13 protein-coding genes and 1 pseudogene are annotated in these 20484 nt (G+C 71.4%); 7 read left to right on the plus strand and 7 right to left on the minus strand.

Features of this window, described 5'->3' with window-relative positions:
• Window positions 1–50 precede the first annotated feature (50 nt).
• Window positions 51–1499, minus strand: a complete 1449-nt coding sequence (locus AB4112_RS11800; RefSeq protein ID WP_441719763.1) for a helix-turn-helix domain-containing protein — start codon at window positions 1497–1499, stop codon at window positions 51–53.
• 164 nt (window positions 1500–1663) lie between these two features.
• On the opposite strand from AB4112_RS11800, the gene aceA reads away from it, so the two are divergent.
• Both aceA and AB4112_RS11810 read left to right on the plus strand, forming a co-directional pair.
• Window positions 1664–2947 carry an isocitrate lyase gene (aceA, locus tag AB4112_RS11805; RefSeq protein ID WP_441719766.1) on the plus strand — a complete coding sequence of 428 codons (1284 nt, stop codon included), beginning with the start codon at window positions 1664–1666 and terminating at the stop codon, window positions 2945–2947.
• 26 nt (window positions 2948–2973) lie between these two features.
• The gene (locus tag AB4112_RS11810) at window positions 2974–3174 is read left to right on the plus strand and encodes a DUF4170 domain-containing protein (RefSeq protein WP_309797808.1); all 201 of its coding nucleotides are present in this window, start codon (window positions 2974–2976) and stop codon (window positions 3172–3174) included.
• Window positions 3175–3301: 127 nt separating this feature from the next.
• Here the strand turns inward: AB4112_RS11810 and AB4112_RS11815 are convergent, their stop codons facing one another.
• The 3 genes from AB4112_RS11815 to AB4112_RS11825 form a co-directional block, all read right to left on the minus strand.
• A complete protein-coding gene (locus AB4112_RS11815) occupies window positions 3302–4207 on the minus strand; it encodes an immunity 49 family protein (RefSeq protein ID WP_441719769.1) in 906 nt (301 codons plus the stop codon).
• The gene (locus tag AB4112_RS11820; protein WP_441719772.1) at window positions 4207–7683 is read right to left on the minus strand and encodes a DUF4781 domain-containing protein; all 3477 of its coding nucleotides are present in this window, start codon (window positions 7681–7683) and stop codon (window positions 4207–4209) included. The genes AB4112_RS11815 and AB4112_RS11820 overlap by 1 nt, the downstream gene beginning before the upstream one ends.
• A gap of 84 nt (window positions 7684–7767) precedes the next feature.
• Entirely contained in the window at window positions 7768–8559 is a 792-nt protein-coding gene (locus tag AB4112_RS11825; protein WP_441719775.1) for a hypothetical protein, read from the minus strand.
• A gap of 420 nt (window positions 8560–8979) precedes the next feature.
• Here AB4112_RS11825 and aqpZ point away from each other — a divergent pair, with 420 nt between their 5' ends.
• Entirely contained in the window at window positions 8980–9666 is a 687-nt protein-coding gene (gene aqpZ / locus AB4112_RS11830; protein ID WP_309797799.1) for an aquaporin Z, read from the plus strand.
• A 56-nt stretch (window positions 9667–9722) separates the two neighbouring features.
• On the opposite strand, the gene AB4112_RS11835 is transcribed toward aqpZ, so the two are convergent.
• A complete protein-coding gene (locus AB4112_RS11835) occupies window positions 9723–10181 on the minus strand; it encodes a GNAT family N-acetyltransferase (RefSeq protein WP_309797797.1) in 459 nt (152 codons plus the stop codon).
• Window positions 10182–10292: 111 nt separating this feature from the next.
• Between AB4112_RS11835 and AB4112_RS11840 the strand changes: the two genes are divergently transcribed.
• The 3 genes from AB4112_RS11840 to AB4112_RS11850 all read left to right on the plus strand — a co-directional run bounded on the left by AB4112_RS11840 (window position 10293) and on the right by AB4112_RS11850 (window position 13865).
• On the plus strand, window positions 10293–11546 hold the full coding sequence (locus AB4112_RS11840) for a winged helix-turn-helix domain-containing protein (protein WP_309797795.1): 1254 nt from the start codon (window positions 10293–10295) through the stop codon (window positions 11544–11546).
• A gap of 133 nt (window positions 11547–11679) precedes the next feature.
• Window positions 11680–12834 carry an alpha-D-ribose 1-methylphosphonate 5-triphosphate diphosphatase gene (locus AB4112_RS11845; RefSeq protein WP_441719779.1) on the plus strand — a complete coding sequence of 385 codons (1155 nt, stop codon included), beginning with the start codon at window positions 11680–11682 and terminating at the stop codon, window positions 12832–12834.
• A 128-nt stretch (window positions 12835–12962) separates the two neighbouring features.
• Window positions 12963–13865 carry a c-type cytochrome gene (locus AB4112_RS11850; RefSeq protein WP_441719782.1) on the plus strand — a complete coding sequence of 301 codons (903 nt, stop codon included), beginning with the start codon at window positions 12963–12965 and terminating at the stop codon, window positions 13863–13865.
• Here the strand turns inward: AB4112_RS11850 and AB4112_RS11855 are convergent.
• A complete protein-coding gene (locus AB4112_RS11855) occupies window positions 13834–15078 on the minus strand; it encodes an MFS transporter (protein ID WP_441719785.1) in 1245 nt (414 codons plus the stop codon). The two genes, AB4112_RS11850 and AB4112_RS11855, sit on opposite strands and share 32 nt — an antisense overlap.
• Before the next feature lie 126 nt (window positions 15079–15204).
• A complete protein-coding gene (locus tag AB4112_RS11860; protein ID WP_441719788.1) occupies window positions 15205–18198 on the minus strand; it encodes a hypothetical protein in 2994 nt (997 codons plus the stop codon).
• 337 nt (window positions 18199–18535) lie between these two features.
• Here AB4112_RS11860 and AB4112_RS11865 point away from each other — a divergent pair.
• Window positions 18536–20484 (plus strand): annotated as a pseudogene (locus tag AB4112_RS11865) (hypothetical protein); the annotation flags it as partial.

The raw sequence follows: 20484 nt of genomic DNA on the forward strand, positions 1-20484 counted from the left end.
CCAACAATCGCAAGCAACTTCGGGCCGCCTGACCCGGGATCGTCTTCGCCTCATCCCGCCGGGGTGAATTGATAGGGGGTGGCGCCGCGCAGATTCTCGTCGACCGACAGCACATGGTTGAGCGGCGGGAAGGCGCGCTGGTCGCAATCCGGCCGTTCGCACAGCCGGCAATGCAGCCCGATCGGCGCCGCCGCCTCGTCGGAAGCCAGGTCGATGCCGTCGGCATAGACCAGCTGCGCCGCCTGGGCGATGTCGCAGCCCAGCGCCAGGGCGAAGCTCTGCCCCGGCATGCGGAAGCCGGCGCCGGGCTTGGACACGGTGCGGGCGATGCTGAACCAGCGGCTGCCGTCGGGCAGCTCCGCCACCTGGGTCTGGACCTGGCCGGGCGAGCGGAAGGCGTCGGGCAGGATCCACAAGGGGCAGGCGCCGCCCATGCGGGCGAAGGCGGAGTTGGTGGCGCCGAGCCGCTTGGAGACGTTGCCGGCCTTGTCGCTGCGGATCAGGAAGAACGGCACGCCCTTGGCGCCCTGGCGCTGCAGCGTGGTCAGGCGGACGCAGACCTGCTCGAAGCTGGCCTCGAACCGGCTCTGCAGCACCTCGATGTCGTGGCGCAGCGCGGTCGCGGCCCGCCAGAACCGGTCATACGGCATCATCACCGCCCCGGCGAGGTAGTTGGCCAGGATGATGCGGCCCAGCCGCGACGCCGCGGGGCCGGAGAAGCCGACCGGCGCCACCATCTCGTCCAGCAGCCCGCGATACTTGATCAGCGCGATCTGCACCGCCAGCTGGAAGCTGCGGCTGGGCAGCGGCAGCATCTCGGACAGCAGGATGCGGCGGCCGTGCCGGTCGTAGCGGCGGCGCACCGGCCCCATCACCTCGACCGGCATCACCTTGACCCGCAGCGTCAGCTCCTCGTCGAGATAGCGGATCAGCCCGGGGAACAGGGCGCCGGGCTCGATCGCCCCGGCCTGCCAGATCTCCTCCGCCGCCGTCTCCAGCTCGGGGAAATGGTGGCCATGGGCCTGCACCCAGTCGCGCACCTCGTCCAGCGGGGAGGTCGTGTCGGCGAAGGCGCTGTCGGGCGCCGACTGCTTCTCGGCCAGGAGGCGCAGCGTCTCGCGGCCCTCGCGATAGGCCTGGTACAGCGCCAGAACCGCCTCGGCCGCCGCCGGCGCCTGGGCGGCCAGGTCGATGATGTCCTGCCGCTTCAGCCCGGCGGTGCCCGGCCGCGGCGTGGCGAACAACGGGTCGCCGAACACTTCGCTCAGGCCGCCCACCAGCCGCTCGCCCTCATCCTCGGCGAAGGTCGCGAGGTCGAGGTCGAAGATCTGGCCCAGCTTCAGCAGGATCTCGACCGTGACCGGCCGCTGGTTGCTCTCGATCAGGTTGAGGTAGGAGGCGGAGATGCCCAGCCGCTCGGCCAGCTGCGCCTGGTTGACCTCGCGGTCGCGCCGCAGCCGCCGGATCTTGTGCCCCAGCATCGCCTTGCGCGCGGCCATCGGGATTCTCCGATTTACAAAATATTCGTCAACAAAATTTACAACCTTTCCCTTTCACGCTCAAGGATGCGTTGACCCCAGGCAAGGCCAGACACACCATCATTCTCATCTTCGCAGCGCACCATGACGCGCCGCCCCGAACGAGAATGAAAAGGATTTACAGGATGGCTCCCCTCGACTCCCCGAACCAGACCGAGACCCGCACCGCCAGCGGCCGGTTCGACGGCATCGTCCGGGACTACAGCCCCGCCGATGTCGAGCGGCTGCGCGGATCGGTCCGGATCGAGCACACGCTGGCCCGGCTCGGCGCCGAGCGGTTGTGGGAGCTCTTGGACAAGCGCGACTTCGTCAATGCGCTGGGCGCCACCAACGGCACCCAGGCGATGCAGCAGGTCCGCGCCGGGCTGGAAGCGATCTACCTCTCCGGCTGGCAGGTCGCGGCCGACGCCAACACCGCCGGCCAGATGTATCCGGACCAGAGCCTGTACCCGGCGGATTCGGTGCCGGAGGCAGTGCGCCGGATCAACCGCACGCTGCAGCGCGCCGACCAGATCGAGCATGCCGAGGGCGGTGCCAAGCGGCACTGGTTCGCGCCGATCATGGCCGATGCCGAGGCCGGCTTCGGCGGCCCGCTCAACGCCTTCGAGCTGATGAAGGCGATGATCGAGGCCGGCGCTGCCGGAGTGCATTTCGAGGACCAGCTGGCGTCGGAGAAGAAGTGCGGCCATCTCGGCGGCAAGGTGCTGGTGCCGATCCGCAGCTTCATCCGCACCCTCAACGCCGCCCGGCTGGCCGCCGACGTGATGGGGGTGCCGACCCTGGTGCTGGCCCGCACCGACGCCGAAAGCGCCAAGCTGATCACCACCGATGTCGATGAGCGCGACCACCCCTTCATCGACCGCGGCACCCGCACCGAGGAAGGCTTCCATCCGATCAAGCCCGAGAATCGGATGGAATACTGCATCGCCCGCGGCCTGGCCTTCGCGCCCTATGCCGACCTGCTGTGGATGGAGACGTCGAAGCCCGATCTCGGCCAGGCCAAGCGCTTCGCCGAGGGCATCCACAAGCAGTTCCCGAACAAGCGCCTGGCCTACAACTGCTCGCCCAGCTTCAACTGGAAGGCCAATCTCGACGACGCCACCATCGCCAAGTTCCAGCGTGAGCTGGGGGCCATGGGCTACAAGTTCCAGTTCATCACCCTGGCCGGCTTCCACAGCCTGAACTTCGCCACCTTCGAGCTGGCGCGCGGCTACAAGGACCGGCAGATGGCGGCCTATTCCGAGCTGCAGCAGGCCGAGTTCGCGGCCGAGGCGCATGGCTACACCGCCACCAAGCACCAGCGCGAGGTCGGCACCGGCTATTTCGACGCCGTCAGCCTCGCCATCTCCGGCGGCAAGGCCTCGACCACCGCCCTCGGCGACTCGACCGAAGCCGCCCAGTTCCACTGATCATTCGCGCCCGAAGGAGGAATGCCATGACCCGCCCGAACAAATTCTGGATCATCGGCGGCGAATACGCCGACACCCGCTTCGACCGGCCGATCGACGGCACCACCAGCCTGCAGGGGCCGTTCGACAACTACGACGACGCCCTGCACACCTGGCGCCAGCTCGCCGCCGCGACCACCAGCAACGCGCATCAGCGCTACACCATCGCGCATGAGGGCGCCCGGTAGGGCTCCTGATCCGCGACCGGGCCGGGCGGCGCGGGCGCACCGTCCGGCCCGCTTTCCCGGCAGACCCTCTTGTTCAGATGACCCCCAAGGCCCGGCCGAGCGATCGGCCGGGCCGCCTCCATGCGGGCTATGCGGTGCCGTCGACCACGCCCTGCGGCAGGTAGTCGGACCGGATCCCGACCGGCAGGCCCAGATCGCGGCGCAGCGCCGCCCAGGCCAGCGGGCCCAGGGCGATGAAGCCGTTGGGGTCGCTGTCCTGCGGCTCGCCCGGATTGGCCTGCATCTCCGACCAGTAGCGGCGGTGCAGCACCAGGGCGTTGCGCAGCGCCGTGTCGAACTTCGCCGCATCGGGGTCGCGGTGCAGCAGGGTCAGCTCGATCTCCGGCGACACCAGGAATTGGGCATAGTCGCGGGCGGCCGGGGCCAGTCCGGAATCATTGCAGCCCTGGATCGCCTGCAGCAGCAGCTGGTTGCCGGCGGCATCGCCGCGCAGCAGGGCCTGCAGTCCCTGGGCGTGCGCCAGGCCGTAGATCCGTTCCTCCGCCGCGGGGGCCTGCCGCGCGATGCGGTCGACCGGCACCTGCGCGAACAGGTCCAGCGCGATCCGGTCGCGGGTGGCCAGGGCGGCGTGGCAGGCCTGGACCAGCCGGCGCGGGGTCAGCCCCGTCGGCCGCTCCCGCCCACACGGCAGCTCGACCGCGCCCGGTGGGCCCGGCGGGCCGAGATCGACCCGGAGCGGCGGTCCCGCCGGCGTCACCGTCACGCCCGCGGCCATGGCCGCCCGCGCGCCGAGCCGCAGTCGCGAGGGCACCTCGTCCTCTGGCCCGAGCAGCTGGCGCAGCCCGGCCAGGGCCAGGGCTTCGTCGGCCAGCGGCACCAGGTTGCCGGGGCGCTCGGCCAGGCTGCCCTGCAGCATCGGGATCTCGTCGGCCCGGTCCTCCGCCTGTTCCGCCAGCGCGCCGCGGTCGCGGCCGGGCCGGTGCCGGGCCACGAAGCCGGCGCTGTCCCCGTCCATGGTCCTGCCGTCGGCCATCACCGCGTCCCCAGATCGAATTGCTTCGCCGTCGCCGTCGGCGCCGTCGCGGCGCCCGAGACGGGGTCGTGGCCGATCGGCGTCCGGACGGTGAGATAGACGACCTCCGCCGGCTTGCCATCCGGCGTCTTGCCGTAACGGTAGGTGTTCAACAGCTCTTTTCCGGTGGTCTTCGCCTGGCCGGTCAGGTTGGTGCGCATGTTGTCGGCGATGGCGGCGAAGTACTCGGCGGTGCCCTGCGTCTCCACCTGCCCGTTCACCAGCTTGGTGCCGAGCGGCGAGCCGCCGCCCTTGGCCTCGACCACGATGAAGCGGATCTTGCCGTCCGGAAGCGTCTGCCGGTAGACCTGATCGAAGTCGCCGGGCCGCGAGCCGGATCCGGGCCCGCCATATTCCAGCCGGGCGCCGGGGTATTGCTGCGCCACATAGGCCATGCCCCCCAGCTCGCCGATCTCGGCGCTCTGCGCCACCACCTCCTGGCCCTTGGCGTTCTTGACCGATGTGTCGGTGGCCGCGTCGCGCTCCGAGACCGCGGTGTCGCGGGCGGCGAGGGCGGAGGTGAGCTGCGTCTGCTGTTCCGGGGTCAGCCCCGTCGGCAGGCTGATCTTCGGTGCGGCGCCGCCGGCGATGGCCGGGGCGTAGGTCGGCAGGTGCCCCTCGGTCACCTCCTGGATGCGGTAGACGCCGTCGTCGCCCTTCACCAGGCCCAGCCGCGGATGGCTGCTGTCATAGGCATCCGTCCGCACGATCTCGGGCACGGTCTCCGGCCCGGTGGTCCGGAAGTAATAGCCCTGGCCGGCATAGGGGCTGTTGTCGATCGCGTCGCCAAGCCCCGGCTGGACCTCCTCGGCCCGCGCCTGGCCGGTGCTGGGCGCCTCGATGTCGGCCTGGGTGGGGTCGGTGACCATCCGCCCCAGCGCCTCGTTCTGCTGGTCGAGATAGGCCCGGGTGGTCTGGATGTCGCCGCGCAGCGCGTCCTTCTGCTGCGCCGTCAGATTGGGGTCGTCGAGCCGGCGCTGCAGGTCGGCGATCTTGCGGTCGAGCTTGATGCCCTCGTATTTGACCGAATAGGCCAGGGTCCCCGGCTTGGGCTCATCCATCCAGCCCCGGATCAGGCCCTGCAGCCCCCGGTCCTGGGCCATCATGCGGGCGACGTCGCGATGCAGGGCGATGTCGGCGTCGGTCGCCTGCTGCCCGGCCTTGATGGTGATCGCGCCGGTCTTCGGGTCCTGCACGATGCTGACCCGATCGCCCTCCAGCTCGCTGGTCCGCGCCACCGGCGGCTCATAGGCGGCGGTCAGCCGGCGGGTCAGCGCCGCCGGGTTGAACATCTCGCCGGGCGATCCGGTGGCGCGGGCGCCGACGCCGATGGTGGCGCCCCAGAAGCCCATGGTCAGCAGGCCCTGGGCCCGCTGCTCCGGCGTCATCGACCCCCAATTCACCGCGAGATGGATGCCCATGTCGACGAAGGCGCCGGCATTGGCGGTGTTGGCCACCGCCTGGGTGGTGCCGATCACCCGGGCCGCCGCCGGGCTCAGCCGCGCCCCGGCGCCGGCCAGGCGGGTCAGCGCGCCGGCGCTGGCGAAGGCGGCGATGCCGGTGCCGTTGGCGGCCAGGCCCAGCCACAGCATCCGGGCGTCGCCATCGGTGAAGGGGTTGATCGACTGGCCGTGCTGCGACCGGTCGATCAGCTCGCTGCCGGTCTGGTACACGCCCCAGCCCCCGGCCGCGACGCCGATCCCGACCAGGACCGGGGTCGCGGTGCCGCCGCTGCCGACGATCAGGATGCCGCCGGCGATGATGCCGCCGACCAGGGCGGCGCCGTCGAAGACGCTCTTCACCTCCTCCCAGGTGGTGTCGATCGTCTTCGGCGTGTTGCCGTGCGACAGGTCCACCGTGCCGTCCGGCTTCAGGGTCAGATGGCCGTCGGTCGGATAGGTGACGTCGCCGGGCGGTAGTTCGTTGTGGGCCTTCCAGTCCTCGAAATCCTGGTAGCTGCGCCCGGTGTTGTCGACGAACTTGTCGCCGGACGCGGTCTGCACCCGGAACAGCGGCAGCTGCACCGGGCCCGAGGCGTTGCTGGAATACTGGATCGGCAGCACCGTGACCTGGGCGTTGGCGCCGCCGATGGTGCGGATCTGGTTGGCCACCGTGCCGACCGGGTCCTTGCCCGGCCCGTCGGCGTAGTAGGAGAGCTGCCCCTGCGCCACCTTGGCCTGGGCCTCCTCCGGCGACATGCCCTTCGGCACCGCCGGCGGGAAGCCCATGGCGTAGCCGACGGTGTTGTCGAGATCGGTGCCCTGCAGCGTCTGCGCCGCGTCGCCCCGGCCGGTGAGGTACTGCTTGGCGTTGTCCTGCGCCTGCAGGCCGACGATCGCCGGGTTGGTCCAGGGATCCTCGGTCCGCTTCAGCGTGTCGGCGGTGATGCTGCGGTCGGCGCGGATCGTGGCCAGGGCGCCGACCCGGCCGTCGAGCCCGATCTTGCCGTCATTGCCGTTGCCGAACAGCAGGACCTGGCCCTGATGGGTGCCGAGGATGCCGTCGAGCCGCCGGGTCTCCGCATCCCGCTGGGCCGGATCGTCCGGGAACCATTCGCGCGCCAGGGCCTGCGCCATCTCCTGCCGCAGGCCGTCGCGCTTGTCGATGTCGAACGGCGTGGCCTCGGCGAAGGCGGCCTGGACCGTGGCGCTGACGGCCGGGCTTGGCGGGCCGTCATTCATCGCGGTCAGGACCCGCTGCCGGGCCATCGCCTGGATGCCGTCGGCCCCGCCGCGGGACTGCAGCGCCTGCATGAAGCGGGCGGCGTTCTCCGGGCCCAGCGAGACGACGGTCTGCCGCAGCGCCGCAAGGGTCGAGGTCGTCTCGTTGAGGTCGCCGGAGGTCGCCTGCAGCGTGCCCAGGGCCAGCGCCAGGGCCTTGCTGTGCGGATCGTCGCCGGAGCCGTTGCCGGCGGGCTGCTGCATCAGCGCGGCGGCGCGCAGCGCGAAGCGTTCGCCGACCACGCCGCGCAATTGCGGGCTGTCACCCAGGGAGTCCGCGAGATGGCCGGCCTCGCCCAGCCCGCCGCCCTTGCCGTCCGACCAGCGGTCCAGCATGCGGTCGACGAGGTAGCGCTGCTCGTCCGGGGTCAGGCCCCGTAGCTCGGTCGAATGGCCCTTCAGCGCCTCGCGGACATGCTCGTGCGACGGGGTCTGGCCGAAGCCGAGGAAGCCGCCATTGGCGTCGGAATGATGCTCGACCCAGTCGTCGATGCTGCGCCGGCGGTCGTCGCTGACGACCGGCACCACCGGGGCCGTGTCGGCCGCCGGCGTGGCGGCAGGGGCCGCGGCGGGGAGCGGCGTGGCGGCGGGCGGCAGCACCGGCTGTCCGGTCCGGGCCTTGGCCACGGCGGACTGGAAGTCGGCCGTGCGCGCCGAGGTCCCGGTCAGGGGCCGGTAGGGCTGAAGCCGCTGCGGGCCGCGGATCGGCTCCGGCATCCTTGTCCTTTCCAACGCTTCGGCCGGGTCCCGGCGATGGCCCGGCCGTGGAAACGCGTGATGTCAGATGGGCTGCCCGGATGCCTACGGCGTGCCGTCCGGGTCCTTGCCTTCCTTCTGGTTCCAGGCGGTCTTGTCGACGTCGACGCCGTACTTCTCCTTGGCCAGCTTGGCGAGGATGGTGTCGATGGCGACGTCGGTCTTGTCGTTGCCCCAGCTGTGGCGCAGCAACGGATCGACGATCCCCTTCACCGTCTGCGGCTTGTTGTCGTCGTTGCTGGTGCCCCACTCCGACCCGAGATCCACATATCCTTCGAAGATCGACCGCCGGATCGCGTCGTTGCCCTGGCCGTAATCCAGCCCGATCAGGGTGGTCAGCGCCGCCTCCTGCTGGCCGGCCGGCACCGTGGAGATGTACTGCCGGACCGCGGGCGCGCGGTCCTTCTCGGGCATGCCTGGAAGCGTCGCGCCGAAGGCCTGGGGCGACGGAGTGTCCGGCGTCTTGGGATCCTGCTGGAACGCCGTCTTCGGCAGCAGCACGACATCCTGCTGTCCGGCCGGGTCCTGGTCGCCGAAGACCAGATCCTGGCCGTGGCCCGGGCGCACCAGATGCTCATTGGCCGGCAGCACCTGCGCCGCGATCACCGGATCCGTGAGGCCGCTTTCCTCACCGATGCCATAGATCGAACCGCCCGGCTGCACCGCGACGAAATAGTAGTCCTTGTCGAGGTCGTCGACGCTGACGCCCTTGGCCTTTGCGGCCTGCTGGATGGCGTTCGCCCATTCCGCCGACAGCGGCGAGGCCTGCGTCGTCTTGCTGTCCGCGCCGGTCACGACCCGTCCGTTGCGGTCGATCGATAGACCCGAACCTGTCATCGCGAATCATCCTTCTTGCGGGAGGGCAGGGCGGCGGTCGGATTTCGCCATAGGGTACCATGTCGCGCGTGGGCATCAACAACCGACCCGGCCGGAGGTTCCAGCACCGCGAAACCGTCCAGGTCCGAGAGGATCCGTCGCACAAGGATGCGGTCTCCGACCTTCGGAACGGACAAGAAACAACATCGATGCGTGGCCGCCGTTCGACAATGTCCTGCCGCCCGACTTCTCCAAGGGCACACGGGGCGATGGCCGGGATCGAGCCCATCGTCGCGGCCGCTATTGCAATCGGCCTTGAGAGGAATGCTCCATATTGTCTAAAAGTCATTTTATTGCGTGCAATTACATAAAACTATATATTGTCCCGTCGATCATCCATGCCACTAGCGGCAGTAGGAGATCGAACGGAGGGGAAACTCCATGCTCAAGCGAGTCCTTGCCGAGGCGTTGGGGACGTTCTGGCTCGTCCTCGGCGGCTGCGGCACGGCTGTCCTGGCCGGGTCGCACGTCGGGTTCGGCGGCGTCGCCGCGGCCTTCGGCCTGACGGTGCTGACCGGCGCCTTCGCGCTCGGCCGGATTTCCGGTGGTCACTTCAACCCGGCCGTCACGGTCGGCCTGTGGGCGGCAGGCAAGACCAGCGCGACCGATGTCGTGCCCTATGTCGTGGCCCAGGTGATCGGTGCGGTCATCGCCGCCGCCGTCCTCTATGTCATCGCTTCCGGCACCGCCGGCTTCGACATCACCAAGGGCTTTGCCCTGAACGGCTACGGCGCGGGTTCGCCCGACGGCTACGGCCTGACCGCCGCCCTGGTGTCCGAGGTGGTGCTGACGGCGGTCTTCCTGGTCGTCATCGTCGGCGTCGTCAGCAATTCGACGACGGCGCCCTTCGCGCCGATCGCGATCGGCCTGGCCCTGACCCTGATCCACCTGATCTCGATCCCGGTCACCAACACCTCGGTCAACCCGGCGCGCAGCACCGGCGTCGCGCTGATCGCCCAGGGGCTGTCGCTGCAGCAGCTCTGGCTGTTCTGGGTCGCGCCGATCGTCGGCGGCGTCATCGGCGGCCTGATCGGCCGCTTCTTCACCGAGGAATCGGCCAAGGAATAGGCCCGTCTCTCGGAACCGGACCTGCAAAGCCCGGCGGCGCCAACCGCCGGGCTTTTTCAGTCCAGGGCCTTCTCCATGAACACGCTCAGCGGATCGGGGCCGTAATCGCCGAACGGGCCGCGGTCGCGATAGCCGAAGCGGCGGTACAGCCCGATCGCCTCGGGCTGGCGGATGCCGGTCTCGAGCTGGATCAGCGTCACGCCGAGGCTTCGGGCCTCGCCCTCGATCCGGGCCAGCAGGTCGCGCCCGACCTTCAGCCCGCGGGTGGCCGGGTCGACGAACATCCGCTTCAGCTCGGCCTGCCCGTCGCCGCCCACCACCAGCGCGCCGCAGCCGACCACCCGCCCGTCCCGCCGCGCCACGAAGAAGCGCACCGCCGGCCGATCCAGCGCGCCGAGGTCCAGCATGTGGTTGCTTTCGGCGGGGTACAGGCTGGCGGCATAGGCGTCCGACTGGCGGATCAGGTCGAGCACGGCGTCCTGCCGCGGCGATTCGAGGGAGATGGCGGTGGTCACTGGCAGAATCCTGGTCGATGTCGCCCGACTATAGCCAACCATCCAGCCCGGAACAGGGGCATTCCGGCTTTCCTCTTGCCCGATCCCGGCTTGCATGTTCTCGTATCGTTCATGTCCGAGCCCACGCCCCTCACCATCGCCAATGCCGACGCGCGACGGCTGTTCCTCGACCTCCACGCCCTGTCCGACCCGCCGCTGGGCCGGCTGACGGCGGACGGCGCCCAGGCGCTGGTCGACCGCATCGGCTTCGTCCAGATCGACAGCATCAACACGGTCGAGCGGGCGCATCACATGATCATGTTCGCCCGGCGCCACGGCTATGCCCAGACCCAGCTGCCGCGGCTGGTCGAGAAGACCCGCGGCCTGTTCGAGAACTGGACCCACGACGCGTCGCTGATCCCGACCCGCTTCTTCCCCTACTGGGGGCGGAAATTCGCGGACGAGCACAAGCGCTTCGTCTCCAGCCGCTGGTGGGCCGAGGCCGGGCCTGACTTCCCGAAGGTGATGGACCAGGTGCGCGACCGGGTGGCGGCCGAAGGCCCGCTGTTGACCCGCGACTTCGGGGAGGAGCGGGTGCGCCCGTCCGGCGGCTGGTGGGACTGGACGCCGTCGAAGATGGCGCTGGAGTTCCTGTGGCGCACCGGCGTGCTGGCGGTGGCGCGGCGCGAGAGCTTCCAGAAGGTCTACGACCTGACCGAGCGGGTGATCCCCGAGACCCATCGCGCCGCCGCACCCGATCCGGAGGAGGTGGTCGACTGGGCCTGCCGGTCGGCGCTGGAGCGGCTGGGCGCGGCCCGGCCGGGCGAGATCGCCGGCTTCTGGGACCTGATCAGCATCCGCGAGGCGGAGCAGTGGTGCGACCAGGCGGCCCGGCGCGGCGATCTGTGCGTCGTCCACGTCCAGGGCGCGGACGGCAAGACCACCGCGGCCTTCGCCTTCGCCGACATCGAGGCGCGGCTGGCCGCGGCCGCGCCGGCGCCGGACGTGCTGCGGGTGCTGTCGCCCTTCGACCCGGTGATCCGCAACCGCCAGCGGCTGGAGCGGCTGTTCGGCTTCGACTACCGCTTCGAGGCCTTCGTGCCCGAGGCCAAGCGCCGCTGGGGCTACTACGTCTTCCCGATCCTGGAGGGCGACCGCTTCGTCGGCCGCATCGACATGCGGGCCAAGCGCGACAGCGGCGACCTGGCCGTGGCCGGACTCTGGTGGGAGCCGAAGGTGCGGTCGAGCAAGGCGCGGCAGGCCCGGCTGGAACGCCAGGTCGAGCGCATCCAGCGTTTCGCCGGGGTCGAACGGGTGGTCTGGCCCGAGGCAAAATCGACGCGGCCGGGCGACAGTCATCAATTCGTCGCAAAGGTCAGGGCATAAGAGCGCCGCGAAAGCGGAGTCGCACACCAGCCTTTGCGGCATGGCCGGGGCCGCCCATATCAGGGCGGCGTTGCCGGCCAGTGCGTGCGGGCGCGCGGCAGACCGAAGCGGAAGAACAAGAAGGACCGGACCCATGGCGGGTGACCTGATCGTCGCCAATGCGCGGATCGTGACCGCGGAGGCCGAGCTGACCGGCAGCCTCGCCGCCGCCGGCGGCCGCATCACCCGCCTGGACGAGGGCGCGACCCGGGCGGCCGGCGCCGTCGATTTCGAGGGCGACTACCTGCTGCCCGGGCTGGTCGAGCTGCACACCGACCATCTCGAGCGGCACTACACGCCGCGGCCCGGCGTGCGCTGGCCGGCGGTGACCGCGGTGATGGCGCATGACGCCCAGGTGGCGGCGGCCGGCATCACCACCGTGTTCGACGCCCTGGCGCTGGTCGGCGGCCGCAGCGGCGAGGACCGGCTGGAGACGCTGCGCCCGATGGTCGACGGCATCCGCCAGGCCCAGGCCGGCGGCATGCTGCGGGCCGAGCATTTCCTGCATCTGCGCTGCGAGGTCACCGAGGCCCATGTGCTGGAGCTGTTCGAGCCCTTTCGCGACGACCCGCTGGTGCATTTCATGTCGGTGATGGACCACGCGCCCGGCCACCGCCAGTTCGCCGACCTGGCCAAGTACCGCGAGATCTACAAGGGCATGCTCGGCATGACCGACGAGCAGCTGGACGCGCAGACGGCGTCGCGGATCGCGGCGTCGCGCACCTATGGCGTGACCAACCGCGACGCCCTGACCGCGATCGGGCGCGAGCGCGGCCTGCCGATCGCCAGCCATGACGACGAGACCCCGGCCCATGTCGCCGAGGCGGCGGCGCTGGGCATGGTGGTGTCGGAATTCCCCACCACCCTCGCCGCGGCCCGGGCGGCGCGCCAGCATGGGCTGCAGATCCTGATGGGCGCGCCGAACCTGGTCCGCGGCGGATCCCACTCCGGCAACGTCTCGGCCGGCGAGCTGGCGGCCGAGGGGCTGGTCGACATCCTGTCCTCCGACTATGTCCCGGTCAGCCTGCTGCACGGCGCCTTCACCCTGGCAGGGAAGGGTGGGGCGGACTCCGGCATCGGCCTGCCGGCGGCGCTGGCGACGGTATCGGTCAACCCCGCCCGCGCTGCGTCTCTCGGCGACCGTGGCCGGATCGAACCGGGGCTGCGCGCCGACCTGTTGCGCGTGCGGCTGGTCGATGGCGTGCCCGTCGTCCGCTCCGTGTGGCGCGAGGGTGAACGGGTGGCCTGAGGGCCGCTGGCGCCTTCTCGAGCGTGCTCCGGGCGCTCCCTGGCACGACTTGTCGCATCGCTGCGGAATAAGCAGGCGCGGCGGCAGATCGGGTTATAAGAACCAACCGCTTCGATCCGGAGGCCAGCATGCGCCAGCTCCCCGTCCTGACGGCCTTGGGCCTGATGCTTGCCCTCGGCCTGGCAGGGCCGGCCCGCGCGGCCGATCCGGTGCCGGCGGATCCGGCCTCGGCCGACCCGGTGGTGCGGGGCGCCTATGTCTTCGCCGCCGGCGGCTGCGCCGCCTGCCACACCGCGCCGGGCGCCGATGCCAAGCCGCTGGCCGGCGGCCGGGCGCTGAAGACGCCCTTCGGCACCTTCCACACCCCGAACATCACCCCGGATCCCGATACCGGCATCGGCAAGTGGAGCGAGGATGATTTCCGCCGCGCCATGCGGCAGGGCGTGTCGCCGCAGGGCGACGACTACTACCCCGCCTTCCCCTACACCTCCTTCACCGGCATCACCGACCGCGACCTCGACGACCTCTGGGCCTATCTGCGCAGCGTCCAACCGGTGCATCAGGCCAACCAGCCGCATGAGCTGGGCTGGCCCTTCTCCTGGCGCTCTCTGCTGCCAGGCTGGCGCCTGCTCAACTTCACCGAAGGGCCGCCGCTGGTGGCGGTCGGCCAGTCCAGCGAATGGTACCGCGGCGCCTATCTCGTCCGCGTGCTCGGCCATTGCGGCGAATGCCACACCCCGCGCGACCTGCTGGGCGGCCTGAACTGGTACAGCCCGTTCTCCGGCAACCCGCAGGCGCCGGACGGCGACGGCAAGATCCCCAACATCACCCCGGACCCGAAGCACGGCATCGGCGAGTGGAGCGACAAGGACATCGCCTATTACCTGGAGACCGGGGGCATGCCCGACGGCGACTTCGCCGGCGGTGCCATGGTCGAGGTGATCAAGAACGACACCAGCAAGCTGACCGACGGTGACCGCCAGGCGATCGCCACCTACCTCAAGAGCCTGACGCCGCTGCCGGGCCGGTAGCCCCGGCGAGCAGGCGGAGGGTGCCGAGCAGCACGGCCACCGACAGCAGCGTGGCCGCCCCGAACAGCAGGGCATAGCCGAACCGGTCCGCGATCATGCCCGACAGCACCGACCCCAGCAGGTAGGCCGCATACTGGGCGCAGGCCAGGATGGTGAAGTCGGTGCCCGGCTGGCTGGGCGTGGCCACGGTCATGAACAGGCTGAACAGCGCCACCAGCTCGGTGTAGCGAATCAGGGTCTGCAGCGCCGCGGCGCCGAACAGCAGCGGCAGCCCCGGCACCAGCCCGGCGGCATGCAGCGCGAAGACCAGGCAGGCCAGCACCCGCAAGATCCCGATCAGGCCCAGCGTGGCGGTGGCGCCGCGCCGCTGCAGCAACCAGGCCAGCAGCACCGTGCCGGCCAGGCCGGCGACGGTCGCCGCCGCGCCGGAGAGGTAGGCAATGGTGTCGAGGCCGACCTGGGCGTCGATCAGGTACGGCGCCTCCATCGGCTTCACCAGCCCCTCGCTGGCCCGGAAGATCAGGGCGACCCACAGGATGCGCCGGGCTTCCGGCCGCTGCAGGAACGCCATGACCCGGGGGCGGGGGCGCAGTGCGGACCCCTCCGCGATGTCGCTGTCCTCCCGCATCGCCGGCACCGCCGCCAGCGGCAGCAGGCACAATCCGGCGATGCCCAGCACCATGCCGGCCCAGCCGAACTGGTGGTACAGCAGCAGGCCGACGCTGCCGCCCAGCACCACGCCGGCCGCGGCCGCGCCGCTCTGCACCGCATTGCCCATCGGCCGCTGCCCGGGCCGCAGCGCCAGCGTGGCGAAGCCGTCGGCGGCGATGTCCTGGGTCGCGATCAGCATGGCGATGACGAAGGCGATCGGGATGAAGCCGGCGATGTCGCCGGGGCGGATCAGCAGCAGCGACAGGACCGTGAGCACGACGCCGACCTGGGTCAGGGCGATCCAGCCGGCCCGGTGCGCCCGGGCGAAGGGGCGGATGCGGTCGACCAGCGGCGCCCACAGGAACTTCAGCACCCCCGGGATCGCCAGCAGGCCGAGAGAACCGAGGGTGGTGCGCGTCACCCCCTCCTGCCGCAGGATAGGCGGCATCGCGACCAGGAACAGCGAGGTCGGGATCGCCTGGGCTAAGTACAGCCCGGTCAGGACCAGAAGGAGCCTTGGCCGCTCGGTGCCGGCGGGTCGGGACTCGGTCGCTATCGCCATTCCGGGCTCATCGGGCGCCATCCTGCCGGGACTGGCCCGGGCCGCAGGGGGAAAGGCGGCGGCCGGCATCCTACAGGTGAATAGCGGGTCATGTCTCTCACCGGGCGCGTGCAGCCCGGCCGGCGGTCAGCCCGGCAGCAGCGCGTCCAGCGGCGGCGGCAGCCGCAGGCCCGGCGTCACCGCGCGCAGGCGGCCGGCGCGCAGCGCCGTGGCGGGATCGGCCGGATCCTGCGCCAGCAGCAGCTCGGCCGCCGCCGCCGCCAGCAGCGTCCGCAGCGTGGCCCGGCCCTCGGCGATCGGCGGCAGCGGGATGCCCGGGAGCAGCGGCCCGCGCGTCAGGCCCAGGGCCAGGTCCAGCGCCGCCAGCCGGCCGGCGGCCTCGGCCGCGCCGTCCTGCACCGTCGCCAGGGCGGCCCGCAGCCGCGCCACATCGGTCCGCACCTGGTCGCGGGCCAGGGCGACGCGGTCGTCCTCATGGCGGATGGACGGCGTCCCGATCAGCTTGCGCAGTCGGTAGATCGCCGACCGCAGCGCCGGGATGGCGCGGTCGCCGTCCAGCTCGGGCCACAGCGCGTCGGCCAGCTCGCCCTGGGCCCAGCCTTCGTCCGGCCCGGCGATCAGGCACCACAGCAGCTCCATCGGCTTGCGCTGCGCCTTGGTGGTGCCCATGGCGATGCGGGCGCCGTCGACCTGCACGGTGAAGCCGCCCAGCGCGCGGATCTCAACCGCGAAGGGCCACAGCTCATGGCCGCCGCCTTCCGGCGGCGGCAGCCGCCACAGCGCGATTACCCGGCGCGTCGCCTCAACCTCGGCGCCATGTGCCAAAGCGTGGTCGGCCAGGCGGGCCAGCAGCGGCCGGTTCATCCCGGCGATGCGGCGCAGGCCCAGGCGGCCGATCGCCTCGGCGACGCGGTTCCAGGGGCCGGCGACGTCGCCGCCGGCGGCCAGGGCCAGGAAGGCCTCGGCCAAATCGGCATGCAGCAGGAACACGGCGTTGCCGGTCTGCGCCGCGACCTGCCGCAGGGTCTCGACATGCGGCCGCGCCGCCTCGTCCCCTTCCATGGCGAAGGCGGTCGCCAGCAGCAGGCTCTGGTTGGCCACCTGATGCGGGCCGCCATAGCGCCGGGCATAGTCCAGCGCTTGGCCCGCCTCGGCGACCGCGGCCGCGGTGTCGCCGGCGCACAACGCCACGAAGGCGCGCAGATGGTGCTGCCCGATGAAGTCGGTCCGCCGCCAGCGCTGTTGGGCGCAGGCGGCGTAGCGCTGCAGCATGGCCTCGGCGGCGGGGCGGTCGCCGGCCGTGGCGACGGCCTGGACGATGACCCAGAAGGCATTGGTCAGGCGGTGCGACACGCCGCGGTCGCCGGCATAGGCCACCGCCTCGTCCGCCAGCCGGCGCAGCGCCTCGTCGTCGCCGTCGCGATAGGCCTGGGCCAGGGCGCCGTAGTACCAGGTCATCACCGCCAGCGGCGCCATCTCCGGCTGGCGCGCCAGGGCCTCCAGACTGTTCAGGAACGGCCGCGCCGCGCCCAGGTCGCCGCGCCACCAGATCAGGTAGTTGACCAGCACGCTGCCCAGCAGCAGCTGCGTGGTCTGCGGCAGGAACGGCAGCGCCGTCTCGATATGGCGCTGCGCCTGCGCCACCTCGGGGTGGCTCGGCCAGCCGATCAGGATCGCCATGCAGCGGGTCATCGCCAGGGTCTGTCGCATCGCCTCCGGCAGGGCGCCCAGCCGGGGCAGGACGTCGTCGATCTCGCCGACCAGCCGCGGCAGCTCCTGGAAATCGAAGAAATCCGACAGCACCGCCCGGGTCTCGCCGCTCAGCGCCCAGGCGTAGGCGGCCGGCTCCGCCTCCGGCGTCAGCGTCCTGCGGATCTTGCTCAGGCGCTGCTGCGCCTGGCGCGGCTCATAGGGCATCAGGGCATAGGCCAGCCAGATGCTTGGCAGCGTCCCGGCCGCGACGGCGGGCGGGAACAGCTCGATCGCCTCCCGCAGCTCCTGGTTGCGCCCGGCCAGCGACAGCGCCGGCGCATGGCCCAGCACCAGCCGCAGCGCCTCGTCCTCGGCGCCGCAGGCCAGCAGCAGGCGCGCCGCCGGCAGCACCTGCATCTGGCGGCCCAGCACCCGGGCGGCCCTGATCCGGGCCTCGCCCAGCGCCGCCGGCGGCAGCCCGGCCTCGGCCTCGCGCACCAGCGTCGCCTGGAAGGCGTCATGCTTGCGCAGGACGTTGTCCGCCAGGCGCGAGACCAGGCCGCCGGCGCCGGCCAGCCGGTCGAGCGCCGCGGCGGCCTCGGCGCCGCCGATCTCGGCCCAGTCGGCGGGGGCGCCCTGCTGCAGGAAGGCGGTGTCCAGCAGCGCCTGCCGGTCCGCCGCCGCATCGCGCCCGGCCGCGCCGGCGCCCAGCAGATGCGGCCAGGCCGCCGCCAGGATGCCGGCGATCCAGCCGCCGGACCGGCGCAGGCAGGCCAGGAACAGGTCGTGCGACAGCGCCGCACCGCCCGGCAGGTCGCGCGCGAAATCCGCATGCTCCGCCGCGGTGACGCGCAGGTCGGTGATGGTCACCGGTGGGGAGGCGAAGGATGCGGGCGGGTCCAGGCGCGACAGGCACAGGATCCGGTCCTCCGGCCCCAGCGCCGCGGCCAGCACCGGCAGCAGCGCGATGGTCACCGCCTCGGCCGGCGCATGGTGGACGTCGTCGAACACGATCAGGCGCGGGCCGGCCCGGCGGCTTGCCGGCGCCGCGTCCAGCCAGCGCCGCGCCTGGGCGCCGATCTCGGCGAAGGCCTGCGGCGTCGGGTCGGGCGGGATGTCGGCGCCGAAGCCGTGCGGCAGCCCGAGGAAGCCGCCCAGCGTGGCGAAGAAGCGCAGCGGGTCGGCATCGACCTCGTCCACGTCGTACCACAGAACCTGGGCGCCGGCCTGGCCCCAGGGGGTGCGGGCCCAGCTGGCGGCCAGGGCGGTCTTGCCCGCCGCGGGGGGGGCTACGATCCATAGCAGGGATTGCGGCGGGGCCTGGTCCAGCAGGTCGAGCAGCCGGGTGCGGACGACCAGGCCCTCGGCCGCGGGCGCGCGGCCCCGGTCCGCGGCGCCGATGTCGTCCCGCCGGCCCAATGCCTGCATGTCCGGCCCTTCCCGATCCCCGCAATTTCGTGGTGCCGGATGATCGTTAAAATTCGTCGCACCGGCAATCCGTGATGCATCGGTGACGGGGTTGCGCGCCCCGCCCCCGTATCCTACCCGGATATTCCGGCTTCGACCGGGGCATCAGGATCGACGAGTTCGAGGGCACGGTCCGGGATGGCGGCGGCATCAATGCCGAGCTGCTGGACGGCGGCGCCGGCATCGACACCACCAGCTACTCCACCTCCGCGGTGGGGGTGACGGTCGTGTGGCAGACGAGAGGCCCCGCCACCGCCGGGCGGAAAGCATTTTCCAAGCGATTGCAGGGAGACACGTCATGGCCAACTACACCTTCACCGTCGACGGGCCCGAGACCGGCTCGGTCGGTCCCGGCGAATTCGCCGTCGTCAACGACCTCGCCTTCTTCGACACCACCGACACCGTGACCGGGGCGGCGAACGCCACCCTCGGCTTCGGCATCGGCGGCAACCTGGTCCTGGCGCTGACCGGCTATGCCGGGATCACCGGCTTCGCCATCGTCAACGCCCAGGCCACCGGCAGCGTCGACCTGACCATCGGCCAGGATTTCTACGACGCCAACGCCGCCGCCGCGGGGAAGCTCACGGTCCAGGGCACCGGCAGCATCGTGACGCTCAATGCCGGCGGGCTGGGCGTAAGCACCTCGGTGGACCTGATCTCCTTCTCGGCCGGGAACGACGTGCTCACCGGCGGGGGTGGCGGCGACAACCTCTATGGCGGGGCCGGCGCCGACCAGCTCGACGGCGGCGCCGGCTTCGACCTCGCCCGCTACGACAACGCCGCCACCGGGGTGGTCGCCAACCTGCAGACCGGCGTCAACCAGGGTGATGCCCAGGGTGACATCTACACCAGCATCGAGGGCATCGTCGGCTCCGCCTTCGACGACAAGCTGACCGGCAACGCCGTCGACAACACCCTCATCGGCGGCGCGGGCAATGACGGCCTGTTCGGGGGTGGCGGCGCCGATCATCTGGTCGGCGGCGACGGCCTTCTCGATGTCGCCTCCTACAGCGACTCCACAGCCGCGGTGACGGTCGACCTGTCGCTTGGCACCGGCCATGGCGGCGATGCCGAGGGCGACACGCTCTCCGGCATCGAAGGGTTGGACGGCTCCGCCTTCGACGACAGCCTGATCGGCGACGGCGGCGCGAACCTGCTTGCAGGCGAAATGGGCGATGACGGGCTGGTCGGCGGCGCCGGCGACGACACCCTCATCGGCGACAGCGATCTTTCGGCGGACAACGGCAATGACGTGCTGGCCGGCGGCGCCGGCGCCGACCGCCTCTACGGCGATTTTCCCGGAGGCTCCGGTGACACCGGCATCGACACGGCGGATTACTCCGCCTCGGCCGCCGGGGTCACGGTCGATCTCATTTCCGGCACCGGCCATGGCGGCGATGCCGAGGGCGACACGCTGTTCCAGATCGACAACCTGGTCGGCTCGGCCTTCGCCGATCATCTCACCGGCGACGCCAACGCCAATGGGCTGTCCGGCGGGGCGGGGAACGACACCCTGCGTGGCGGGGCCGGGGCGGACGCCCTGGATGGCGGCGACGGGTCGGATTTCGCCAATTACCAGGGCTCCGCGACCGCGGTGACCGTCGACCTGCAGGCCCACACCGTCAGCGGCGGCGACGCCCAGGGCGACACGCTGACCAGCATCGAGAACCTCTACGGCTCCAGCAACGACGACCATCTGACCGGCGACAACGGCCGCAACGTGATCGGCGGCGAGAACGGCAACGATGTCCTGGTCGGGAATGGCGGCGACGACGCCATGAACGGCGAGGCGGGCGGCGACAGCCTCGACGGCGGCGACGGCAACGACCGTCTCGTCGGCGGCGCCGGGATCGACACCATCCATGGCGGCACCGGCGCGGACTCGGTCGATGGCGGCAGCGAGAACGACATCATCTTCGGCGATGCCGGCAATGACGGCCTCTATGGCGGCACCGGCAATGACCAGATCGATGGCGGCGACGGCAACGACGTGCTCGAAGGCGCGGCCGGCGCGGATGCCCTGACCGGCGGCGCGGGGATTGACACCGCCAGCTACGCCAGCTCGGCGGCCGGGGTGACGATCAGCCTGGCCGGCGGCGTCGGCGTGGGCGGCGACGCCCAGGGCGACACCCTGGCCGGGATCGAGAGCCTCGCCGGGTCGGCCCATAACGACGTGCTGACCGGCGACGAGACTGCCAACACCCTGTCGGGCGGGGCCGGCGACGATGTGCTGACGGGGGGCATCGG

The organism is Inquilinus sp. 2KB_23, from assembly GCF_052115705.1.
Classification (GTDB): domain Bacteria; phylum Pseudomonadota; class Alphaproteobacteria; order DSM-16000; family Inquilinaceae; genus Inquilinus; species Inquilinus ginsengisoli_A.